This window comes from Acidovorax sp. GW458-11-26-14-TSB4, from assembly GCF_059423865.1.
The window spans coordinates 238,134-258,993 of the sequence record NZ_JBWKYR010000008.1 but is presented as its reverse complement, the minus strand read 5'-3'; the positions used below and the strand labels follow the sequence as shown (position 1 = coordinate 258,993).

The window sequence follows — 20,860 nt, the reverse complement described above, 5'->3', positions numbered from 1 at the left end:
GGCGCCAACAGCCAGATGACAAATTCGTAATCTACGAACAGGCGGCATTCTTCGAGAATGGCACCATGAAAATTCTGCTCATTGAAGACGAGGTCAAGCTGGCCGAGTACCTGCGCAAGGGCCTCGGAGAGGTCGGTTATGTGGTGGACGTCGCCCATAACGGGGTGGACGGCCTGCACATGGCCCTTGAAGGCGGCCACGATCTGCTGGTGCTGGACGCGATGCTCCCAGGGATCGACGGCTTCAGCCTGCTGACGGCCTTTCGCAAGACCAGGCAGACCCCTGTCTTGATGCTCACAGCCAGGGTCAGTGTCGAGGATCGGGTGCTCGGACTTCAGACGGGTGCGGATGACTATCTGGTCAAGCCCTTTGCGTTTTCCGAGTTGAGCGCCCGCATCCAGGTTCTGCTCAGGCGCACCCAAGGTGCGCGGGTCGCGGCAGAGCCCACGCAACTGCGTTTGGCCGACCTGGATGTCGACCTGGTGCGGCGCAAGGCGTCCCGAGGCGGTCAGCGCTTGGAGTTAACTGCCAAGGAGTTCCTGCTGTTGACCCTTTTTCTGAGAAGGAAGGGAGAAGTGCTGTCCCGCACGGAGATCGCCGAGCAGGTCTGGGACATGAACTTCGACAGCGATACCAACGTGGTGGAGGTCGCCATACGGCGCCTGCGTACCAAGATCGATGTGCCCTTTGACACCGCGCTTCTGCACACCATCCGCGGTATGGGGTACGTCATGGAAGAGCGCAACGGATGAAGGCCCTGATCCAACATCGCTCATTGCGCCAGCGGTTGTCGTGGTGGCTGGCACTTCAGAGCTTTGCCGGGCTCGGGCTGGTCTGTCTGGCCGTCTACCTGGTGACCGAATTCAACTTCCGAGATCGACAGGAGGAAACGCTGGCGCAAAAGGAAAACGTCATCCGGCACTTGCTGGTGGACGGCAAGGAGCACGGGGATTCGGAAGACCTTGCTCACAAGCTCGATGATTTCCTGGTAGGGCACGGAGATCTTTCGCTTGAAGTCGCGCAGGCCGATGGGGCCATCCTCTACGCCCATACCCGCAACCAGAATGCGAAGACGGTCTGGCGCCAGCGGCAGTTCGAAGTGGCACTGGCTTCGGGCCAGACGGCCTCAAAGAGTTTGCGCGTCCAGCTGTCGCTGGACATCCAGACCGACAACCAGTTGCTGCACCGTCTTGCAGTCACATTGCTGGTGGCAGCCATTGGCGGGGCCGTCGTGGTTTCGCTGGGCGGCTTCTCCCTGGTCAACCTGGGCCTGGCGCCCGTTCGAAGACTGGCCAGCCAGACGCGCGCCGTTTCGGCGGACAACCTCCACCAGCGGCTCGATGGCGCGGAGCAGCCCCTTGAACTCGTGCCGCTGATCGACCAGTTCAATGCACTCCTGGCTCGCATTGAAAAGGCCTACTCCCAGATGGAGGGCTTCAATGCGGACGTGGCGCACGAGTTGTGCACGCCTTTGGCCACGCTCATTGCCAACAATGAACTGGCGCTGCGGCGCCCCGAGCAAGCGGATATTCGCGAGGTGCTGGCGTCCAATCTGGAGGAGCTGCATCGCCTGACCGGTATCGTCAACGACATGTTGTTCCTGTCCCAGGCAGATCGGGGCGTGGGAGCGCGTCGCGCGCCCGTGGCTAGCCTGGCATCGGTGGCGGCCGACGTGCTGGACTACCACGAGGCAGCGCTGGCCGAGGCGGGTCTCACCGCGAAAGTGGTCGGCGATGCGCATGGCACCTTCGATGTGCCGTTGTTGCGCCGGGCTTTGTCCAACCTGCTGGGAAACGCAACCCGCTACGCGAGCACCGGCTCCATCGTTCAGATCAACTTGAGAACTGGTGACGAGGACCGCGTGTTGATCAGCGTCACCAACTACGGCAACACCATCGATCCCGAAATACTTCCCCAGCTGTTTGACCGGTTTTTCCGGGCAGATCCTGCTCGCAGCCATGGGCAGAGCAACCACGGCCTGGGTCTGGCCATCGTGGGCGCGATTGCCCGCATGCACCAGGGCAAGCCGGTGGCCAAGTCAGAGAATGGGGTGACAAGTGTCGGGTTAGAAATTCGCGCTCACTGAAAATCAGCGTCGTTTGTTGGCCCGCTGCCTCGGAGCCACGCCAATATCATGATGAGCACCTGGCGGGTGGGCCTCGCTGGGCTGCATGTGATTGTGTTGAAGTGCCGCAGTGGCCAAGCCGCCCAAGATGCCGCACTCACCGGCGAGGTGGCCTGGTGAGCACTGCTGCTGCAAGCTGCGCAATTCCGACTCCAGTGCCTGGAGTTCCCGGATGCGAGACACCACGTGCCCGATGTGCTCCTGAAGAAGTGCGTCCACCGCGCCGCAGTTTTCATCCGGAGCGTCCTTGAAATGCAACAGCACCCGGATCTCATCGAGCGTCATGTCCAGGCAGCGGCAATGGCGGATGAAGGCCAGGCGCTCGACGTGGCTGCTGTCATAGACCCTGTAGTTGCTTTCTGTGCGCATCGCGATCGGCAGCAGGTTCTCGCGCTCGTAGTAGCGGATAGTCTCTGTCTGCGTGCCGGTGGCCTTGGCAAGTTCGCCGATTTTCATGAAGCGTCCTCTGCAAAAATCCGGTTTATGTAGGACAAGGCGGCGAGATATGGGGAGTCGCTTGACTTTAAGGTCACTACAGGGTTTCCAATTAGGCCATGAAACCAGAAACCAGCACTTCCACCAGCGTTGTTGACACCTGCTGCTCCTCGGGCTGCTCCAGTACCGTTGCCTCGCCTCCTGCCGCCGCAAGCAGCCCAGGCAAAGGCACGCTGTTGCGCATCGCCACCATGGACTGCAGCGCCGAGGAGTCAGAGATCCGCCGGGCGCTGGAACCTCTAGAGGGAATCCGGTCATTGGGCTTCCAACTGGGCGCGCGCACGCTGAAGATCGATGCAGAGGATGGTGTCTTGCCCTTGGCGCTGGATGCCATCCGCAAGGCGGGTTTCGATCCACAGCCGGTGTCTACTGCGGCACACACTCAGGGTGGCCAGGGCCGGGTGTTTCGCATAGCGACCATGGACTGCAGTGCCGAGGAGGCGGAGATTCGCCGGGCGCTGGAACCTCTGGGTGGAATCCGCTCCCTGGGTTTTCAGCTGGGCGCACGGACGCTGAAGATCGACGCAGAGGAAAGCACCTTCCCGTTGGCACTCGACGCTATCCGGAAAGCGGGCTTCGATCCGCAGCCTGTGGCCAGCTCCGAGGGTGGACAGGCGGGCGGAGCAGCCGACGACCACGACCATGGACATGGTTTTGCAGGTGGCATTACCCGGTTGGTGGCTGCGCTGGTGTTCGCGACTGGGGCAGAGGTCTTGTCGTTCTTTGCACCGGACCAAATGGTCTGGAAGGTGGCGGGCATGGCCATCGCCGCCGTGGCGATCTGGCTGGCGGGGATCGACACCTACAAAAAAGGCATTGCGGCACTTTTGCGCGGCAAGCTCAACATCAATGCGCTGATGTCGGTGGCAGTCACCGGGGCATTCCTGATCGGTCAGTGGCCCGAGGCCGCCATGGTGATGGCCCTGTATGCGATTGCCGAACTCATCGAGGCCAAGGCAGTGGACCGGGCCCGCAACGCCATCAAGGGCTTGCTGGAACTGGCGCCGGAAGAGGCACTGGTTCTGGGAGCAAATGGGTCGTGGTCTGCTACACCGGTGGCTTCGGTGGCCATTGGAGCAACCGTGCGCATCAAGCCAGGCGAGAGGGTGCCCCTGGACGGCAAGGTGACCAAGGGCAACGGGGCCATCAACCAGGCGCCGGTGACTGGAGAGAGCATTCCAGTGGACAAAGCGCCTGGCGACCAGGTGTTCGCAGGGACCATCAACGAAACTGGTGAACTGGAGTTTGAGGTTACTGCCTTGTCCAGCAACACCACCCTGGCAAGGATCATCCAGGCCGTGGAGCAGGCGCAGGGCACGCGTGCACCGACGCAGCGCTTCGTCGACCGCTTTGCCTCGATCTACACCCCGGCTGTCTTCGCCATTGCCGTGGCGGTAGCGGTGCTGACCCCTTTCCTGATGGGCCTGACCTGGCTGGAGGCGCTCTATAAGGCCTTGGTGCTGCTGGTGATCGCCTGTCCATGTGCTCTGGTCATTTCCACACCCGTCACAGTGGTCAGCGGATTGGCCGCGGGAGCGCGCCGCGGGATCCTGATCAAGGGCGGAACCTACCTGGAAGACGCCCGGCTCCTGAAGGCCGTTGCGCTGGACAAGACGGGCACCATCACCGAGGGCAAACCCAAGTTGGTGAAGTGGCAGGTGTGGGGTGCCGGCGATGAGTCCGCAATCCAGCTGATGGCGGCCAGCCTGGCGGCCCGATCCGATCACCCGGTCTCGAAGGCGATTGTTCAGGGCCTGGAGGCGCAAGGCCCAGAGGCTGAGAGCTTCAAGGCCTTGCCGGGGCGCGGTGTCGAGGGCTGGGTCAATGGTGCGCGCCTGGTGCTGGGCAATCACCGGCTGATTCACGAGCAGGGATTGTGCGGGCCGGAACTGGAGGCGGAGCTGGCCATCCACGAAAAGCAAGGTCGCACGGTCACCCTTCTTGCAGACGAATCGCGCGTCCTGGCGCTCTTCGCCGTAGCGGACACCATTCGCGAGACCTCAAAACAGGCCATCGCCGATCTCAAGGCACTGGGAGTGACTTCGGTCATGCTGACAGGCGATAACACGGCCACTGCAAAGGCCATCGCAGCGCAGGCCGGCATTGATGATGCCCGCGGAGATCTGCTGCCCGAAGCCAAGCTTGATGCTATCAAGGAGATGCAAAAGCGCTATGGCGCCACCGGTATGACCGGCGATGGCATCAATGACGCGCCGGCGCTGGCGCAGGCCGACATCGGCTTTGCCATGGGCGGTGCGGGAACCGACACAGCGATGGAAGCGGCCGACGTGGTCATCATGAACGATGACCTGCAGCGCGTCGCCGAGACCGTGCGCCTGTCCAAGCGCACCCATGCCGTTCTCTGGCAGAACATCACCTTGGCGCTGGGTATCAAGAGCGTTTTTCTGGTGATGGCGGTGGTGGGCACTGCGACCATGTGGATGGCCGTTTTTGCGGACATGGGGGCCAGCTTGCTGGTCGTGGGCAATGGACTGCGCCTGCTTCGCGGCACGCGGGTCGAGCCTGCCGCGAAGGCCCAGCCTGCGCAGCCCAAGGAGCATGCCCATTCCCACTAGCGATTGCCCGGGACGCACGATGCCTATTTGCCCGCCTTGGAGACCTCCTGGGCTACCAGCTCAGCCAGTTGCTTGGCGCCAAAGCTGGGCAACGGCCGCCCATTCACAAAGAAGGTCGGGGTCTTGTCGACCTTGAGGGCAGTCAGGTCCTGCACATCCTGCTGCAGCATCGCTTCCAGCGTGGGCGATGCTATGTCGGCCCGAGCTCTCGCCATGTCCAGACCTGCCTGCTCGGCCGCACTGTAGGCCAATGCCAGATTGGGACTTCCATGGTCTGCCCACTGTGGCTGTGCCGCCAGCAGGGACTCCAAGACCACGAGGTACCTGTCCTGCAGCCGCGCGGACTCCAGCAGCTTGACCACCTCGCCCGAGCCCTGGTGGAACGGTGCATACCGGATGACCAACCGTACCTGGGAGGGATACCGCTGCATGAGATCTTTCACGACCGGATAGAAAGCGCGGCAGGTCTCACATGCGGGATCGAAGAATTCGACAATGGTCACGGGCGCCTCTCGGGGGCCGATGACTGGCGAATGCATGCGCACCAGCCGCTCAGACTGCCCGGCGGCATGCTGCTCTTGGTTGCTGGTCACATGGCTCTGGTAGAGACTCGCACCGACCGCGAAGGCTGCAAGTGCGACGCCCAGCACGAGGGCGATGATGTATTTGCGGTGGATCATTTGGCTGTTTTGCGCAGATAAAGACAGAGTGAAACGGCGATGACAATGAACGCCGCCAAGGAAAGCCAGGGCAGTTCAATGCCATAGAAAAAGTCGAGCTTCTGATCGGCGCAGGACACGCCTACAGCGCATGGAACCCATGCCCTGGGAACCAGGCCTGCAGCCAGAAGGCTGTGGTAGCCCGCTACGGCCGCGCCTGCAAGCGCCAGGGGCAAGGCATAGACCGCTCCCCGGCGGTCCTCGCTGTAAAAGGCCATGCCCAGCACCATTACCAAGGGGAACATGGCGATGCGCTGGTACCAGCACATCACGCAGGGGGCCATGCCCATCACCTCGCCGAGGAACAGCGCGCCGCCTGTTGCTACAACGGCGGTCAACCAGGCGGCCAGAAGTAGCAATGAGGTATGTTTCATCGGTGCCTCCATTGCATCCTCAGGAGAGTGCAGCAAGGGGGTGTCGCAGCACTACTTGCGGTGGTTTGCGGGCCAGGCGGCCCAATGGCTATGAACATGAAGAGATCCCGAAGGCATGCGTCGAGGCCGGCACACAGGTGCCGGCACGCTTGGCAGGGATCGCCGTGGATTGCTGGGCGATACCCTGGTCAGGCCAGGGCGTGCCACTGAGGACGTTCGGGACGGTTGGCAGGCACTGCGGACCAGCGCGCTCTGATAGAAATGCCAAAGTGCTCCTGCCCGACGGCCGCGCAAACGCCGCGCCGCGCGGGCAGCGCCTCTGGACCCTGGGCGTGGCATGTGCCGCACTCCACTTCGATAGCGGCAGTGCCCATTCGAGCTGACTCCCGAGCCAACTGCTCGTCGGCCGCAGCCAGGCCCATTTGGTGGTGTTCGCACAAGTGCCGTGCTGTCATGAGCGAAACCCCATACTCCGGCGCGCTGTCGTGCGGCCCCACTACAGCCCAGACCAGTTGCAGCGGCAAAAGCACAAGCAAAAGAACAAGCAGTCGGGAGCGCATCCAGAAAATTGTACTGGCGTCTCGACCGCAGTCCGCGCGCGCGCAAGCGTGCAAGCGCGCCGGCCGTGCGGGCCACACGGCACGCCCGAGTGGGCGCTATGAACATAACAAACTTGTAATCCTGTGGTGCGCAAGCTGTCGGCATGCGGTCAGCAAACTGTCACACGTGGCCCGACTGCTGGCCCTACAGCGGCGCAGATGACGGGGCACGTTCATTCAAACCCAAGGAGATACACATGACAGTCCGCACTTTCCTGACCGCCTTGTCGCTGGCCGCGGTCGCTGCCCCGGCCCTGGCCAGCAGCGTGATCCACCCCGCGAGCACCGAGATGGGATACACGACGCATCCCGAACACGCGCAGGCGGGCAAGTCGCGCGATCAGGTCCTGGCAGAGATGGAACAGTCCAAGAAAGACGGGCTGTGGCAATACCATCGGTTTGGCGCTCCCGTCCTAGTGAAGGGCAAGGCTGCGACACGGGACGAGGTGCTGGCGGACCTTGAGCGGTCACAAAAGCATCCGAGCTGGGCACTGCGACGTGTGGGAGCACCTGTCGCTGACGTTCCCACGCTCAAGTAAAGCAATCCTGGATCTACCGTACATTTTCGCGCATGGGCTGAGCAACGATCTCGGGCGGCGACGATGAAAACTCCCCCGACAAGCTTCTCCTGGCGGGTCGCTCATTGGTCGAGCGCCGCTATGGGGGTGTGGGTCAGGCCGTTCATATCCGATAGTCTATGAGTTCCCAGCACGTTCTTACTGCCGCTCAAAATGCGCTTTATATGCTCCTGATGGTGGCTGCGCCCATCATTTCGGTTGTGTTGATCGCTGGGCTCATCGTGAGCATCCTGCAGGCCGCAACTCAAGTTAACGAACCGACCCTCTCTTTCATTCCTAAACTTATAGCAGCTCTGGTCGCACTGATCATCGCAGGGCCTTGGCTTTTGGCTACGCTTGTTGACTATCTGCAGGGCGTCCTCAGCTCGATTCCCAGCATGGTTCGATAAGAGACAGGGCTTGCGCTGCATACGCTGGAGACCAGCGAGCAGCCGGACATGGAATATGCGATGGTGGATGCCACGATTGTGAAAGTGCATCGGCATGGCCAGGGGGCAAAAGGGGGGGCTTCGGACCAGGCTATTGGTCGCTCGCGAGGAGGCCTGACTACGAAGATCCTGGCTCTGACCGATGCGTTGGGCAATCTGGTGAAGATCATCCTGATGCCAGGGCAGCGCAACGACATCACGGGAGTGAAAGAGTTGATTGCCAACGTGCGCTTCGAGTCGCTGCTGGGCGACAAAGCCTTCGATGCCAACTGGCTGATCGAGGAGTTGGGCAGACGCGGAGCACAGGTGTTGATCTCACAGATGCCGCATCGGCGATCTCCTTTGGAGATTGATCGTGAGGTCTACAAGTGGCGTCACTTGATCGAGAACTTCTTCGGCAAGCTCAAGGAGTTCAAACGCATCGCACTGCGCAGCGACAAGACGGACACCAGCTTCGCAGCCGAGATCCATCTTGCGGCGGCTGTTATCAACTCCCGTTGATTCTCAACAGCCCCTAGGGTGTGCGCTCTGCCCCTCGAGAGCGAAGAGAGGGGGATCGGTCGGTAGTTGTCGATGCCAGGATTACGAAGGCGCGCGGTCCAAATGTTTGCCGATCTTTGGCCTGCGCATGAGCACGTAGGCAGCGGGAATCACAAACAGGGACAACAATGGCGCGGTCACCATTCCGCCCAGCATGGGGGCCGCGATGCGGCTCATGACCTCCGAACCTGTTCCGCTACTCCACACGATAGGAACCAGGCCTGCCAGGATCACTGCCACGGTCATGGCTTTGGGCCGCACGCGTAGTACGGCGCCTTCCCGGATGGCGTCCAGCAACTCCTCAAGCGTAGGCTGCCGACCATCCGGGCACCTCTCGGCCAGTGCCTGCTTGAGGTAAATGAGCATGACCACACCGAACTCCGCAGCAACCCCTGCCAGCGCGATGAAACCGACCCCCGTCGCGATCGACAGGTTGTAGTTCATCACGTACAGGAACCAGATGCCTCCTGTGAGCGCAAACGGCAGCGTGGCCATGATCAGGGCCGCCTCGCCAAGGCGGGAGAAAGTCAGGTACAACAGCACGAAGATGATCAGCAGGGTCGCGGGCACCACCACTTTCAGGCGCGCGTTCGCCCGCTCCAAGTATTCGAACTGGCCCGAGTACGTGATGCTGACCCCGGGTTCAAGTTTGACCTGGCGGCCCACCGCTTCCCGCAGGTCATTTGCCACCGAGGCCAGATCTCGCCCCCGCACATCTACATACACCCAGCCCGACGGGCGCGCGTTCTCACTCTTGAGCATGGGAGGGCCATCGGTGATGGACACCGTGGCCACGCTGCCCAAGGTGACCTGCTGCCCTGCGGGCGTGGAGAAAGGCAACTGGGCCAGCCGCTCGGGTGAATCCCGCCATTCACGCGGGTAGCGCAAACTGATGGGGAACCGGGCCAGCCCTTCGACGGTCTCGGAGATGTTTTCCCCCCCGATGGCCCCTGAGACTACGGCCTGGACGTCGGACACATTCAGGCCATACCTTCCTGCCGCTGCGCGGTTGATGCGCACGTCCACATAGCGGCCTCCCGTCAGGCGCTCCGCGAGCGCGGATGACACGCCAGGAATCCCCTTGGCCACTTGCTCGACCTGGGCTGCGATCCCATCGATCACGCGCAGGTCACTTCCAGTCACTTTGACACCGATCGGGCTCTTGATGCCCGTGGCCAGCATGTCGATGCGGTTGCGGATGGGGGGGATCCAAATGTTGGACAGGCCAGGGATTTTGACGGCCTTGTCCAACTCCTCGATGAGGCCTTCGGGCGTCATGCCTAGGCGCCACTGGTCCCTGGGTTTGAGCTTCACCGTGGTCTCGAACATCTCCAGGGGTGCGGGGTCGGTTGCTGTCTCCGCACGTCCCGCTTTGCCAAACACCCGTTCGACCTCGGGTACCGTCTTGATCATGCGATTGCTCAGCTGCAGCAACTCGGTTGCCCGCTGGGCCGACAAGCCCGGCAGCGCCGAAGGCATGTACAGAAGATCCCCCTCGTCCAGGCGCGGCAAGAACTCGCCGCCCAGCCGGGACAACGGCCAGATCGTGGTTGCCAGTGCCAGGACGGCGATGACGAGGGTCGATTTGGGGCGGGAGAGCACCCATTCGAGGCACGGCCGGTACACGGCGATCAGCGCCCGCGTGATGGGGTTCTTCTGCTCGTCGGGGATGCGTCCCCGTATCCAGTAGCCCATAAGCACGGGAATCAAGGTGACGGAAAGGCCCGCCGCCGCCGCCATGGCGTAGGTCTTGGTGAAGGCCAGCGGCCCGAACAGGCGCCCCTCCTGCGCTTCGAGGGTGAAGACCGGTACGAAGGACAAGGTGATGATCAGCAGCGAGAAGAACAGCGCGGGCCCGACCTCTTCAGCTGCTTGCGCGATGACCTGCCATCGCTCCTGCCCGACCAATGCCTGGTCCGGATGGGCGTGCTGCCAGGCCTCCAGCTTCTTGTGGGCGTTCTCGATCATCACCACTGCGGCGTCCACCATGGCACCGATGGCGATCGCGATCCCGCCCAGGGACATGATGTTGGCGTTGATGCCCTGATAGTGCATGACCAGGAAAGCCGTCATGACTCCCAGCGGCAGCGAGATGATGGCCACCAGCGCAGATCGCAGGTGCCACAGGAAAACGACGCAGACCAGCGCGACCACGGCAAACTCCTCCAGCAGCTTGACCGTGAGGTTCTGGATGGCCCGCTCAATGAGTGCACTGCGGTCGTACGTGGTGACGATCTCCACCCCCTCGGGCAGGCTGCTTTGCAGTTGAGCCAGCTTGGCTTTGACGGCCGCGATGGTCTCTTGGGCGTTCTTGCCAGAGCGCAAGATGACCACCCCTCCTGCGACCTCGCCTTCACCGTCGAGCTCCGCGATGCCGCGCCGCATTTCCGGGCCTGTCTGGACGGTGGCGACATCTCCCAGGCGTACCGTGATTCCGCCGCGCGCCGCCAGGGGCACGGCACGAAAGTCGTCAAGGGTCTTGAGGTAGCCATTGGCGCGAACCATGTACTCCGCACCGGCCAGTTCCAGCACCGATCCTCCGGTTTCCTGGTTCGCATTCATGACCGCTTCGCGCACTTGTCCTTGGCTGATCCCGTAGGAGGCGAGCTTGATGGGGTCGAGCAAGACTTGGTACTGCTTGACCATTCCACCCACCGAAGCCACTTCGGCGACGTTGGGCAAGCTCTTGAGTTCGAACTTCAGGAACCAGTCCTGCAGGGCGCGCAGTTGGGCCAGGTCATTCTTGCCAGTGCGATCCACCAGCGCGTACTGGTAGATCCAGCCCACACCCGTCGCGTCCGGTCCCAGGGCCGACTTGGCCGTGGCCGGTAACCGGCCCTGGACCTGGTTCATGTACTCCAGCACCCTCGAACGCGCCCAGTAGAGATCGGTTCCGTCCTCGAACAGGATGTACACGAACGAGTCCCCGAAGAACGAAAACCCGCGCACCGTCTTCGCCCCAGGCACGGACAGCATCGTGGTCGACAGCGGGTAGGTCACCTGGTTTTCAACAATCTGTGGTGCCTGGCCGGGATAGCTGGTGCGGATGATGACCTGGACGTCCGAGAGGTCTGGCAGCGCATCCACGGGGGTCATGCGCACAGCCCACCCGCCCCAGGCCGTGAGCATCAATGTGGCCAGGAGAACCAAAAAGCGGTTCGCAACCGACCAGCGAATCAGTCGCGCGATCATGGCTTGATCCTTTCCACCGCGGTGATGACATAGTCTTCGCCCTGTTTCGAGAAAGTGAAGCGCACCTGCTGCTTGGGCAGCAGGCCCATCGCCAACTGAGGCTTTTCCAGCTTGAAGCCCATCGTCATGGCAGGCCATTTCAGACCCGGAACGGCATCGTGGGCAAGCGTCAGCACATTGGGTGCCACTTCCAGAACCTCGCCTCGAACCGTGAAGCTGCCTGCCGCGGGCGGAGCGGTTCCTTGTGCCGCAGTTGTTTGGGGAGCGGTTTCGCGCGCACCAGTGTCTGTCTGGGGGGGAATCACGCCCCTGAGGCTGGCCTCGGAATCGATCAGGAACTGCGCGGAAGCAACCACCTGTTGTCCCGCGATCAGTCCGCCTTGCACGACCAGGCGGTCACCGATTTCGGCGCCGAGTTGCACTTGGACGGGGTGGTATTTTCCCGGGCCATCGACCACGTAGACCAGCGCCCGCTTGCCGGTTCGGATCACGGCCTCGCTGGGCACAAGCAGCGCAGGCTGCTTGCGGCCGGCCAGGACGATCTGCCCGGACATGCCGGCTTTGAGGCGCTGGCCGGGATTGGAAAGCTCCAGGCGCACGCGCACCGTTCGGGTGTCGCGGTTGGCTTCGGGAAGGATGCTCACGACACGGGCCGTGAGAGTTTCACCGGGGAACGCGGCCAGACGAACCTGTGCATCCTGTCCCAACTGCAAGGGCCCGCTTTGCGCCTCGGGAACAGCGGCCTCGATCCAGACACTGGCCAGCCCGTTCACGCGCACCAGGCTGGCACCCGCAGAAACGGTCATTCCCTGGCGCACCATGAGCTCCGCCACCAAGCCCCCCTGCGGAAAGGTCACGACGTAGCGGCCCTGGGGTTCGCCCGTGCGTTCTACCTGGGCTACGAGCGCAGCCGGCATGCCCAGCAACGCCAGTCGCTGGCGCGCGGCCGCCGTCAGCGTGTCGTCCTTGAGGGCCCGGACCTCGAGGAATTCGCGCTGAGCAGCGACCCATTCGGGCAGCAGCAGGTCGGCCAGCGGCGCGCCTGCGGCTACCACGTCGCCCGGCGCCCTGGCGTACACCCGCTCCACAAACCCGGCCGAGCGGGCCTGGACGATACTCACATCCCGGTCATTGAGCTGCACCGTGCCCAGCGCATCCACGTCGGCGCCTATGTCACGTTGCTCCACCACGGCGGTGCGAAGGCCAAGGGCCTGCACTGCCTGTGCGGACACATTCAGCCCACTGCCTTGCTGCATGTCTTCCTCGGCGTACTTGGGGACCAAGGCCATGTCCATGAAGGGCGACTTGCCCGGCTTGTCGAACTTCTGTGTCGGCACCATGGGGTCGTACCAGTACAGGACCTTGCGGTCGGCTTTCGCGGCTCCTGTCTCTGCCGTGGAGACACCAGTCCCGATGCCACCGGAGATTCGCCATTGGGCCAGGCCCCATCCCAGCGCGATGCCTGCGCAGAGCAACGCCACCGCCACAGCGGTCTTCTTGAAACCAGAATTTGTCATGTCGTTCTCCGCTCAGTCGGCGATCAGGCTGTTCAGCCGGGCAGTCACTGCATCGCGCTGCGCCTGCAGGTCGATCAAGCGCCATTGCACTTCCAGCACTTGTGCGCGGGAGCCCAGCACTGCACTGAGGTCGCCCTTGGCGGCCTGGTATTCGGCAAGCGCGAGCTGGGCACGTCCCTGCGCCAGACCAATGCCGGCGGACTGCAGGCGCTCGATCTGGCTTTGCAGCGCAGCCAGCTCGGCGGCGCTGTCGTCCAGCTCCTGCAAGCGCCTGCGGGTCACGTCTTCTTGCTCTGCCTCAAGGCGCTGCAGCTCCAGTAGCTTGGCCTCGATCTGGGGCCCCTGACGCCGCTCTTGTTGCCACGGAAGATCAAACGTCACCTGGAAAGACACCATGTCGCCCCACTGGCGCGCACGGCGGCTGTAGGCGACCTCCCAAGACCAGTCGCCGCGCGCTTGCGCCTGCGCCTCGAGCGACTCGGCCGCGGCCATGGCCTGCATGGCGGGATACTGGGCGAGCTCGGCGTGGCGCTGCACCTGCGTGCGCAGTTCTTCCACAGGGCGATTGAGCGGACCCGGCGTGCCTTCCAAGGCTTCATCCGAACGGGAGCCCACCCAGCGCCGCAGCATCGCGCGGGCCTTTGCGCGATCCCTGCGCAGGTTATCTCGCCGATCCGACAGAGCAAGCGCCTCTTGCCGGGCCGCCAGCAGGTCACCCGCCTGGGCGGTGCCTCCTGCGATGCGCGAGGGAAGAGTGTCCTGCAGGCGCTGGTTCTCCGCCAGCAAGGCCGTGAGCACTTGATCGCGCTGCTCGATGGCCTGGGCAAGGATCCAGGCTTGGCTCAGTTCCTGTCGTATCTGCACCCGCTGAACCGCCAAAGTGGCTCGTTCGCGCTCTACCTTGGCCTGGGCACTGGCGATCTGCGCATCGCGCTTGGCCCGGTTGGGGACTTCCTGCATCAACGCCAGGCGCTGCATGGTCATGGATTCGCGCGTGAGGCTTCCGCGGTCCATGCCGGTGATGGGAAAGTTTTCGATACCCACCGACAGTTTGGGGTCGGGGAGCGTTCCGGCCGCCTTCTGGCTGCTGCCGGCTGCGTCAATCTGCAGCCGCTGGGCTGCGATGCGGGGACTTTGTTGCTCCGCCAGCTCCAGCGCTTCGGTAAAGCCCAGGGCATAGATGGGGGTGCTGACGGCACCTGCGGTTGCCAGCAAGGCTCCCAGCGCGCCAAGGCGCAGGGAGCTTAGGTGGCACGCCAGGGTGCGCTGCGGGACGCGTGAAGACGCGGCCTTGCGCCCGCACGGGGCGCCGGTAAAGACATTTGACATGATGGTCCTCGAAAATGAATGGGCACGAAGTCAGACTTGCGCACACGCTGCAGCGCAGCGTGCACGCCGTGCACGATCAATTCCGAAAGACCTGGTGTGTCAGATAGAGGGGTGGGGATCCCGCTCGGCTATCGAACTCTGCGTAGAGAGCCCGGGGGTCGGCGCGTTGCAATTCGTCCAGCACCGCGGGCAGCACATAGGCAACCCAGATGGCGTGCGCCGCGATGGCCTGCAGATCAAGACTGTGCAGCGAAGGCGTCGACTGGTTGTCACCTTCGCAATGCGCCCGACATAGCTGCGGATCCTGCTCGTCCATGGTCGTCGCCATGGCATGGCACTCCGGCATGGACGCCATCGGGACCGCTTCCTCCATGGCCATGCCCGCCTTTTGCATCGCCGATGCATGGACTGCAGAGTCAAGCCTCGGGCAGGCATAGGCAGCCAGGGCGAATTGCATGAGAAGCAACGCCGCGACTAGGAGGCTGGCAATCCAGCGTCCTTGGCGCGACACGATGCTTCTGACATTTGTCATGGTGCGATGGTACCCAAGTCGGAGGGGAGCGGCATGATGCAGATCAGTTTCTGCTCGGGCTACTGTCTACCCCTTGCGCAAACGCAATGCATTGGCGATCACGGATGCAGAACTCAGGCTCATGGCCAGGGCGGCGATCATCGGCGACAGAAGCCAGCCGGTGAATGGATACAGGAGGCCGGCGGCGATCGGAATGCCCAGGGCGTTGTATAGGAAGGCGAACATCAGGTTCTGCTTCATATTGCCCACTGTCGCCTCGGACAGCTCGCGCGCCGTGGAAATCCCGCGCAAATCACCCTTGACCAGGGTGACCTGGGCGCTGTTCATGGCCACGTCGGTGCCCGTGCCCATCGCAATGCCTACATCGGCCTTGGCCAGCGCGGGCGCATCGTTGATGCCGTCTCCGGCCATGGCAACCACGCGGCCCTCTGCCTGCAGCCGGGACACCAGGGCCAGCTTGTCCGCAGGCTTGACCTCACCGTGAACCTCGTCGATGCCCAGCTTGGCACCCACTGCCTTGGCGGTGGTCATGCCATCGCCCGTAGCCATCACGATGCGCAGGCCAGCCGCGTGCAAGGTGGCCAAGGCCTCCGGGGTGCTTTCCTTGACCGCGTCCGAGACCGCCAGCAGGCCTTGCAGTTGACCATCGGCTGCCAGGTACATCACGCTCGCACCCGTGGCACGCAAAGCCTCGGCCTGGGCGAGGAGCGGCTTTGCGGAAACCCCCACTTGCTCCATCAGGACGGTGTTACCGAGGGCCAACTGGCGGCCTCCCACCCGGCCGCGCACTCCGATGCCTGATCCGGATTCGAAGTCCTCGGGCTTATCGAGCGCCAGGCCCTTGGCGCGGGCCGCCTGCACGATGGCGTCCGCGAGGGGGTGTTCGCTACCCTGGTCCAGGCTGGCCGCCAGGCGCAGCACTTCATCCTCGGACAGGCTGGGCATGGCCACCACCCGCTCGAACGATGGCTTGCCCTCGGTCAGCGTGCCGGTCTTGTCCACGATCAGCGTGTCCACCTTGCGCAGGTTCTCGATGGCCGCAGCGTCCCGGAACAGTACACCGCTGGTCGCGCCGCGGCCCGTTGCCACCATGATGGACATGGGCGTTGCCAGGCCCAGGGCACAAGGGCACGCAATGATCAGCACGGCCACCGCATTGACCAGCCCATAGACCCAACGTGGTTCTGGCCCGAAAAGACCCCATGCAAACAGGGTTAGAAGCGCGATTCCGACGACGGCCATGACGAAGTACCCCGCCACCTGGTCCGCCATGCGCTGCATCGGCGCCCTCGAGCGCTGCGCCTGCGAGACCATCTGCACGATCTGGGACAGCATGGTGGCTGAGCCCACGCGCTCGGATCGGATGATCAGCGCACCATTGGTGTTGAGCGTGGCGCCAATCACCGAGTCCCCCGGCCCCTTGACGATGGGAACCGGCTCGCCCGTGAGCATGGCCTCGTCCACGGCGCTGCTGCCCTCGACCACCACCCCATCCACTGGCACCTTCTCGCCGGGGCGCACGCGCAGCAGATCGCCCACGTGCACGTGGGACAGGGGCACGTCGCTCTCCTGCCCATCGGCGCCGATGCGGCGCGCGGTCTTAGGCGCCAGGCCCAGCAGCGACTTGATGGCTGCGGACGTCTGGGAGCGGGCCTTGAGCTCCAGCATCTGGCCGAGCAGCGTCAGCGAGATGATGACGGCCGCTGCTTCAAAGTACACCGATACGCGCCCCATGGCCTGGAACGACGCCGGAAACACGCCGGGCGCCACGGTGGCCACCACGCTGTACACGAAGGCCGCGCCGGTGCCCAGGCTGATCAGCGTCCACATGTTGGGACTGCGATTGGCAACCGATTGGGCTCCACGCAGGAAGAACGGCCATCCGGCCCACAGGACGATGGGTACGGTCAGGACCAACTCGATCCAGCTCTGGGTGGCCATCTCGAACCACTGCAAGCGGTGGCCCGCCATGGCCAAAACGGTGACGACCGCGGTGAGCGGCAGGGTCCACCAGAAACGGCGGCGGAAATCCACCAGTTCGGCGTTCTCGCCTTCATCCAGCGTCGGGAGCATCGGCTCCAGTGTCATGCCGCACTTGGGGCAGTTCCCAGGGTGGTCCTGCTGAACCTCAGGGTGCATCGGGCATGTATAGGTGGTGCCCGGCTGGACCGGCTCTGGCTCGGGAGGAGCCAGTGCGTCGCGCCCCGGCACGTACTTCTCTGGTGCCTCGACAAACTTTGTGCGGCACTTGGCGCTGCAAAAGTAGTAGTGGTGTCCTTCGTGCTCCGCTGAATGAAGGGACTGCCTCGTGACATCCATGCCGCACACGGGGTCCTTGAGACCAGTCGGCGTTTGGGAGGCATGCTCGTCGTGGCCCCCATGGTGCGCATGCCCCTCGTGCGCTTGGTGCCCATCATGGGCTTGGTGGTCGTGCGGTGTTGCTGTTGACATGTATGGAACTCCTTTTGCTGATCTGAGCCGTGCGCACTGTCAACGGTCGCTCGGACCACTGCCGCGTGGTCCGTGGTGGCCGTGAAAGAGGTGCATCACTGGACATGCGAGCAAGAGCAGATAGGGCCAGTACCCGGCAAGGTGCTCCCAGTGCTCCCGCAAAAGGAAAAACACCCCGATCAGCGCGAGCATGATCGCTGCGCCGACAAGCCTGCGGCCGCTTCGCCAAGCGCCGACTCCAGACGGCTGCATGATCCCGTTGGTGGACTGTTGATGGTTCATCATGATCTCCAGGAAGGAGGCTGTCTCCTTGCGGACAGGCCTTGCGGTGACGATAGGGCCTGACACGGTGGTAATGTCAAGCATGAACCAAGGCAACTCCTGATCTGTCGCAAATCTGCATTGGCGTTGGGCCGACGCTCTTTGCATGGCGCCATGCGCCGCGGCCCCCGCACCTGAAGCGCATCCAGGTGCAGGGGCCGCAGCAGTGGCATGGCCGGTAGCCTACTTGGCGGCGGCAGCGGGCGCTTTGCCGCTTCGAGCCAAGAATGCGTCGAGGACTGCGATCTCTTTCTTCTGGGCCGAGATGATCTCCTTGGCCATCTTCAACAGCTGCGGATCCTTGCCATCGCGCAACTGGCCTTGCGCCATGTCGATTGCGCCCTGGTGATGGATGCGCATCATCTGCGCGAAGTCCACATCGGGGTTTCCGGTCATCGCCAAGGAGGACATCTTCTCGTTGTTCTCCTTCATCATGGACTTCATGTCCATCTTGCCGGCGGGCATGGACGCATCCATGCCGGAGCCCTTCATGCCAGGGTGCGGTGCTTGCTGTGCCTGCGTGATCACGGGGCACAGCAAGGCGCTGACCACCAATGCTGAGGCGGGGATTGCTTTCAGGACGGGGGAGGAATTGGTCATAGCGTTTCTCCAGGCGGGAACTGTGGTGGTTCAGTGGGCGCTGGCCATGGAGCGACACTCCTTGGCGCAGTTGTGGCACGCCGCAGCGCAGGCCTTGCAGTGCTCCGCTTCGTGCTTGGCGCACTCATCGCCGCAGGCTTGGCAAATCTCGGCGCACAACGCACAGATGGCCTTGGCGTGGTCGCTGTTGCGGGCCATTGCGCCCGCAGCGAAACTGCACACGGCCGCGCAGTCCGCATCCAGAGCGATGCAGCGCGCCATCATCTTCACATCGTCTTCCTGCAAGCACGCGGCATGGCACTGGTTGCAGGCCGTGGCGCACGACAGGCAAGCTTGGATACAGCTTTGGTAAGGGGTTTGGGTGTGGTTCATTGAAAGCTCCTTGGTTTCGTTCGATTGGTAGGGTCCGTGTGAAATCCTGCGCAACTCGCTGCCAGGAACAGTCATCTTTTGCTGCGCGCAGCGGCCGGCACTGTAGGCGGGGACCGATGATTGGCACGTGAGCGAGGTGTTTTGCGTCTGATTTCGCACCAGGATTACCGAGAGATTTCAACGATGTAATCGGAGCGTCAGATTGGAGGGAAACAGCGGCAATTGGCGCTCACAAACGGAGTGCATTGCTCTTGCGCGGTGAGTTCAAGCCTCACTTGCGCGCGCTCATGCGAGAAAGCCGTAAGTGCGAGCGAGGCGTCTGCCGATGCATTTCAAAAGCGTAATCGGGAGGTCAGCCCTGTGTGGGGGTGAAATTTCTAGACTTCTCTCCGTGGTGCACAAAACGCCACCTGGATGGACCATATCGGGCATCCGGCGCCACAGGAGACCATCATGAAAATCCGTACCGCCGTCCTCGTCGCCAGCCTCGCTGTATCCGCCACGGCATCCTTCGCCACTTCCGTTTACCACGCCAGCCCAAGCCAGGAGGAAGGTGTGAGCTTCGCTCCCGACCACCTGGGCAATGCGGTGAGCCGCCAGGCAGTCGAAAACACCGTGCTGGCGGCACAGAAGGACGGCTCCCTCTATTGGATCAGCCGCGGCTATCCAGCCACCTATCCGCTGGTCAAAGGTCCACAGCTGACGAAGACCCGCCAGCAAGTCCTCGACGAGCTGCAGGCCGCCAAGCGCAATCCCGTGAGCAGCGATGGTGTGCGCGACATGGGCGGCGAGGCAGGCTGGGTCGACGCCCGCCAGCTTCCCTGACGGCGCATCCGAACGCAACACTGCGCGCGGGCCGCGCGTATACGGCCCGCGGTAGTGCCCTTATCTCTCATTCATTCAACCAGGAATACCACCATGAAACTGAAGTCCACACTCCTCGTTCTCTCCCTCATTGCCGCCCCCGCGTTTGCTTCGGACCAAGGCGTCAGCAAGACGCGCGAGCAGGTACAGGCAGAGCTGGTGCAGGCCATGCGCAGCGGCGACATGCTCGCCTCGGGCGAGTCCGGCCTGACGCTCAAGCAACTCAACCCGCATGCCTACCCTGTGACCGAGTCCGCGTCGGGCGCCAAGACCCGTGAGCAGGTGCAGGCAGAGTTGGTACAGGCGATCCGCACCGGCGACATCATGGCCGGCGGCGAATCGGGAGCCAAGCTCAACGAGCTGGAGCCTGCCCGTTACCCCGCAGTCGCCTCCGCTCCTTCTTTGACCCGCGACCAGGTCAAGAACGAATTGGCGCGCGCCATCAGCCAAGGGGAGCTTGTGGCGGTGGGTGAGGACGGGCGCAAGCTCAACGAGATCTATCCAGATCGCTATCATGCAGCGCATCACCCAGCCGTCGCGGGCAACACGCAGGAACCCGCCGAGCAAAGCCGGTTCTAAGTCGGCTTGCTGCCTCTGACAAGGCGCTCACCGCCACGCGGCACTGCTGCGCGGTGAACGCTTCAAGCCAGAAAAGCCATCAAGACACCTGCCGGTCAATGGCTGACCTGCAGGTGTCTTTCTTTTCCGGCTGTGCATGCCACGTCGGCGCGTTCCCCTGCGCTCGTTGGACATCACACCTGCATGTTCATCACATCCGTGTAGGCCTGGACGACGCGGTTGCGGGTCTGCAGCGTGGCCTGGAACGCGATGTTGGACTTGACGCCTGCGAGCATGGTTTCTTCAAGGCCGACGGTGGGGTTTCCAAAGGTCACCTCACGGCTCAAACGGCCCGACTCACTCTGCAACTTGGTCGTGGTGGTCAGCGCCCGTTTCATGGCGTCCAGAAAGCCGCCATCCTGAATGTCCGGTGCCTTGGGCATGGGCTTGCCGAGCGAAGCGACAGGCAGCAATGCATCCAATGGCTTTGTCGTGACGTTCATGGCGAGGCTTTCAAGAGTTCGATGTCTGCGCTGTCGAACAGTCTCTCGGAGAGCACTGCCAACACGAAGCCAAATGGTAGTTCCCGACACGCGAGCTGTAGCCCGCATGACACAAAGCTCTACCTGCCAATCCCTCGCGTTGGGATTACAGAAATCTCATCTCGCCGACAGCGCAGCCGTTCGCGCG

The 20,860-nt window shown here is 63.0% G+C and carries 20 protein-coding genes; 8 read left to right on the top strand and 12 right to left on the bottom strand.

The genetic code is table 11. The features are described from left to right. The first annotated feature begins 65 nt into the window (after window positions 1-65). Both AC07X5_RS18525 and AC07X5_RS18520 read left to right on the top strand, forming a co-directional pair. Window positions 66-752: a heavy metal response regulator transcription factor gene (locus AC07X5_RS18525; RefSeq protein WP_056419925.1), complete on the top strand. Its 687-nt coding sequence runs from the start codon at window positions 66-68 to the stop codon at window positions 750-752. Next, window positions 749-2,086 carry a heavy metal sensor histidine kinase gene (locus AC07X5_RS18520; protein ID WP_082493263.1) on the top strand — a complete coding sequence of 446 codons (1,338 nt, stop codon included), beginning with the start codon at window positions 749-751 and terminating at the stop codon, window positions 2,084-2,086. Before AC07X5_RS18525 ends, AC07X5_RS18520 begins: the two co-directional genes overlap by 4 nt. Before the next feature lie 3 nt (window positions 2,087-2,089). On the opposite strand, the gene cadR is transcribed toward AC07X5_RS18520, so the two are convergent. Further along, entirely contained in the window at window positions 2,090-2,581 is a 492-nt protein-coding gene (gene cadR, locus AC07X5_RS18515; protein WP_056419711.1) for a Cd(II)/Pb(II)-responsive transcriptional regulator, read from the bottom strand. Window positions 2,582-2,811: 230 nt separating this feature from the next. On the opposite strand from cadR, the gene AC07X5_RS18510 reads away from it, so the two are divergent. Then, a complete protein-coding gene (locus AC07X5_RS18510; protein ID WP_116750447.1) occupies window positions 2,812-5,196 on the top strand; it encodes a heavy metal translocating P-type ATPase in 2,385 nt (794 codons plus the stop codon). A 23-nt stretch (window positions 5,197-5,219) separates the two neighbouring features. Here the strand turns inward: AC07X5_RS18510 and AC07X5_RS18505 are convergent, their stop codons facing one another. Both AC07X5_RS18505 and AC07X5_RS18500 read right to left on the bottom strand, forming a co-directional pair. Continuing rightward, complete coding sequence (locus AC07X5_RS18505) at window positions 5,220-5,876, bottom strand: DsbA family protein (protein ID WP_409954603.1); 657 nt, start codon at window positions 5,874-5,876, stop codon at window positions 5,220-5,222. After that, window positions 5,873-6,289, bottom strand: coding sequence for a disulfide bond formation protein B (locus AC07X5_RS18500; RefSeq protein WP_184856143.1), 417 nt, complete (start codon window positions 6,287-6,289; stop codon window positions 5,873-5,875). Before AC07X5_RS18500 ends, AC07X5_RS18505 begins: the two co-directional genes overlap by 4 nt. Window positions 6,290-7,085: 796 nt before the next feature. Between AC07X5_RS18500 and AC07X5_RS18495 the strand changes: the two genes are divergently transcribed. From AC07X5_RS18495 to AC07X5_RS18485, 3 genes are all read left to right on the top strand, one after another. Next, entirely contained in the window at window positions 7,086-7,427 is a 342-nt protein-coding gene (locus AC07X5_RS18495; protein WP_409954604.1) for a DUF4148 domain-containing protein, read from the top strand. A gap of 158 nt (window positions 7,428-7,585) precedes the next feature. Next, the gene (gene fliQ / locus AC07X5_RS18490; RefSeq protein ID WP_184856145.1) at window positions 7,586-7,855 is read left to right on the top strand and encodes a flagellar biosynthesis protein FliQ; all 270 of its coding nucleotides are present in this window, start codon (window positions 7,586-7,588) and stop codon (window positions 7,853-7,855) included. Between the two features lie 48 nt (window positions 7,856-7,903). After that, a complete protein-coding gene (locus tag AC07X5_RS18485) occupies window positions 7,904-8,395 on the top strand; it encodes an IS5 family transposase (protein WP_184856146.1) in 492 nt (163 codons plus the stop codon). An 81-nt stretch (window positions 8,396-8,476) separates the two neighbouring features. Here the strand turns inward: AC07X5_RS18485 and AC07X5_RS18480 are convergent, their stop codons facing one another. The 8 genes from AC07X5_RS18480 to AC07X5_RS18445 all read right to left on the bottom strand — a co-directional run bounded on the left by AC07X5_RS18480 (window position 8,477) and on the right by AC07X5_RS18445 (window position 18,823). Continuing rightward, on the bottom strand, window positions 8,477-11,626 hold the full coding sequence (locus tag AC07X5_RS18480; protein WP_494771323.1) for an efflux RND transporter permease subunit: 3,150 nt from the start codon (window positions 11,624-11,626) through the stop codon (window positions 8,477-8,479). Continuing rightward, window positions 11,623-13,143: an efflux RND transporter periplasmic adaptor subunit gene (locus AC07X5_RS18475; RefSeq protein ID WP_409954606.1), complete on the bottom strand. Its 1,521-nt coding sequence runs from the start codon at window positions 13,141-13,143 to the stop codon at window positions 11,623-11,625. The genes AC07X5_RS18480 and AC07X5_RS18475 overlap by 4 nt, the downstream gene beginning before the upstream one ends. Before the next feature lie 12 nt (window positions 13,144-13,155). After that, window positions 13,156-14,472 (bottom strand): TolC family protein, encoded by a 1,317-nt coding sequence (locus AC07X5_RS18470; protein ID WP_494771322.1) that lies wholly within the window; start codon window positions 14,470-14,472, stop codon window positions 13,156-13,158. A 76-nt stretch (window positions 14,473-14,548) separates the two neighbouring features. Then, window positions 14,549-15,004, bottom strand: a complete 456-nt coding sequence (locus AC07X5_RS18465) for a hypothetical protein (RefSeq protein ID WP_409954608.1) — start codon at window positions 15,002-15,004, stop codon at window positions 14,549-14,551. Window positions 15,005-15,070: 66 nt separating this feature from the next. After that, the gene (locus AC07X5_RS18460) at window positions 15,071-17,455 is read right to left on the bottom strand and encodes a heavy metal translocating P-type ATPase (RefSeq protein ID WP_494771321.1); all 2,385 of its coding nucleotides are present in this window, start codon (window positions 17,453-17,455) and stop codon (window positions 15,071-15,073) included. Between the two features lie 39 nt (window positions 17,456-17,494). After that, on the bottom strand, window positions 17,495-17,707 hold the full coding sequence (locus AC07X5_RS18455) for a DUF2933 domain-containing protein (RefSeq protein WP_494771340.1): 213 nt from the start codon (window positions 17,705-17,707) through the stop codon (window positions 17,495-17,497). Window positions 17,708-17,959: 252 nt separating this feature from the next. Continuing rightward, a complete protein-coding gene (locus AC07X5_RS18450; RefSeq protein WP_494771320.1) occupies window positions 17,960-18,376 on the bottom strand; it encodes a DUF305 domain-containing protein in 417 nt (138 codons plus the stop codon). Between the two features lie 30 nt (window positions 18,377-18,406). Beyond that, window positions 18,407-18,823 carry a four-helix bundle copper-binding protein gene (locus tag AC07X5_RS18445; RefSeq protein WP_409954611.1) on the bottom strand — a complete coding sequence of 139 codons (417 nt, stop codon included), beginning with the start codon at window positions 18,821-18,823 and terminating at the stop codon, window positions 18,407-18,409. Window positions 18,824-19,201: 378 nt separating this feature from the next. On the opposite strand from AC07X5_RS18445, the gene AC07X5_RS18440 reads away from it, so the two are divergent. Further along, the gene (locus AC07X5_RS18440) at window positions 19,202-19,573 is read left to right on the top strand and encodes a hypothetical protein (RefSeq protein WP_409954612.1); all 372 of its coding nucleotides are present in this window, start codon (window positions 19,202-19,204) and stop codon (window positions 19,571-19,573) included. Between the two features lie 93 nt (window positions 19,574-19,666). Continuing rightward, entirely contained in the window at window positions 19,667-20,191 is a 525-nt protein-coding gene (locus AC07X5_RS18435; RefSeq protein WP_494771319.1) for a DUF4148 domain-containing protein, read from the top strand. Between the two features lie 173 nt (window positions 20,192-20,364). Here AC07X5_RS18435 and fliE read toward each other — a convergent pair whose 3' ends face one another. Then, complete coding sequence (fliE, locus tag AC07X5_RS18430; protein ID WP_494771318.1) at window positions 20,365-20,673, bottom strand: flagellar hook-basal body complex protein FliE; 309 nt, start codon at window positions 20,671-20,673, stop codon at window positions 20,365-20,367. Window positions 20,674-20,860 lie beyond the last annotated feature (187 nt).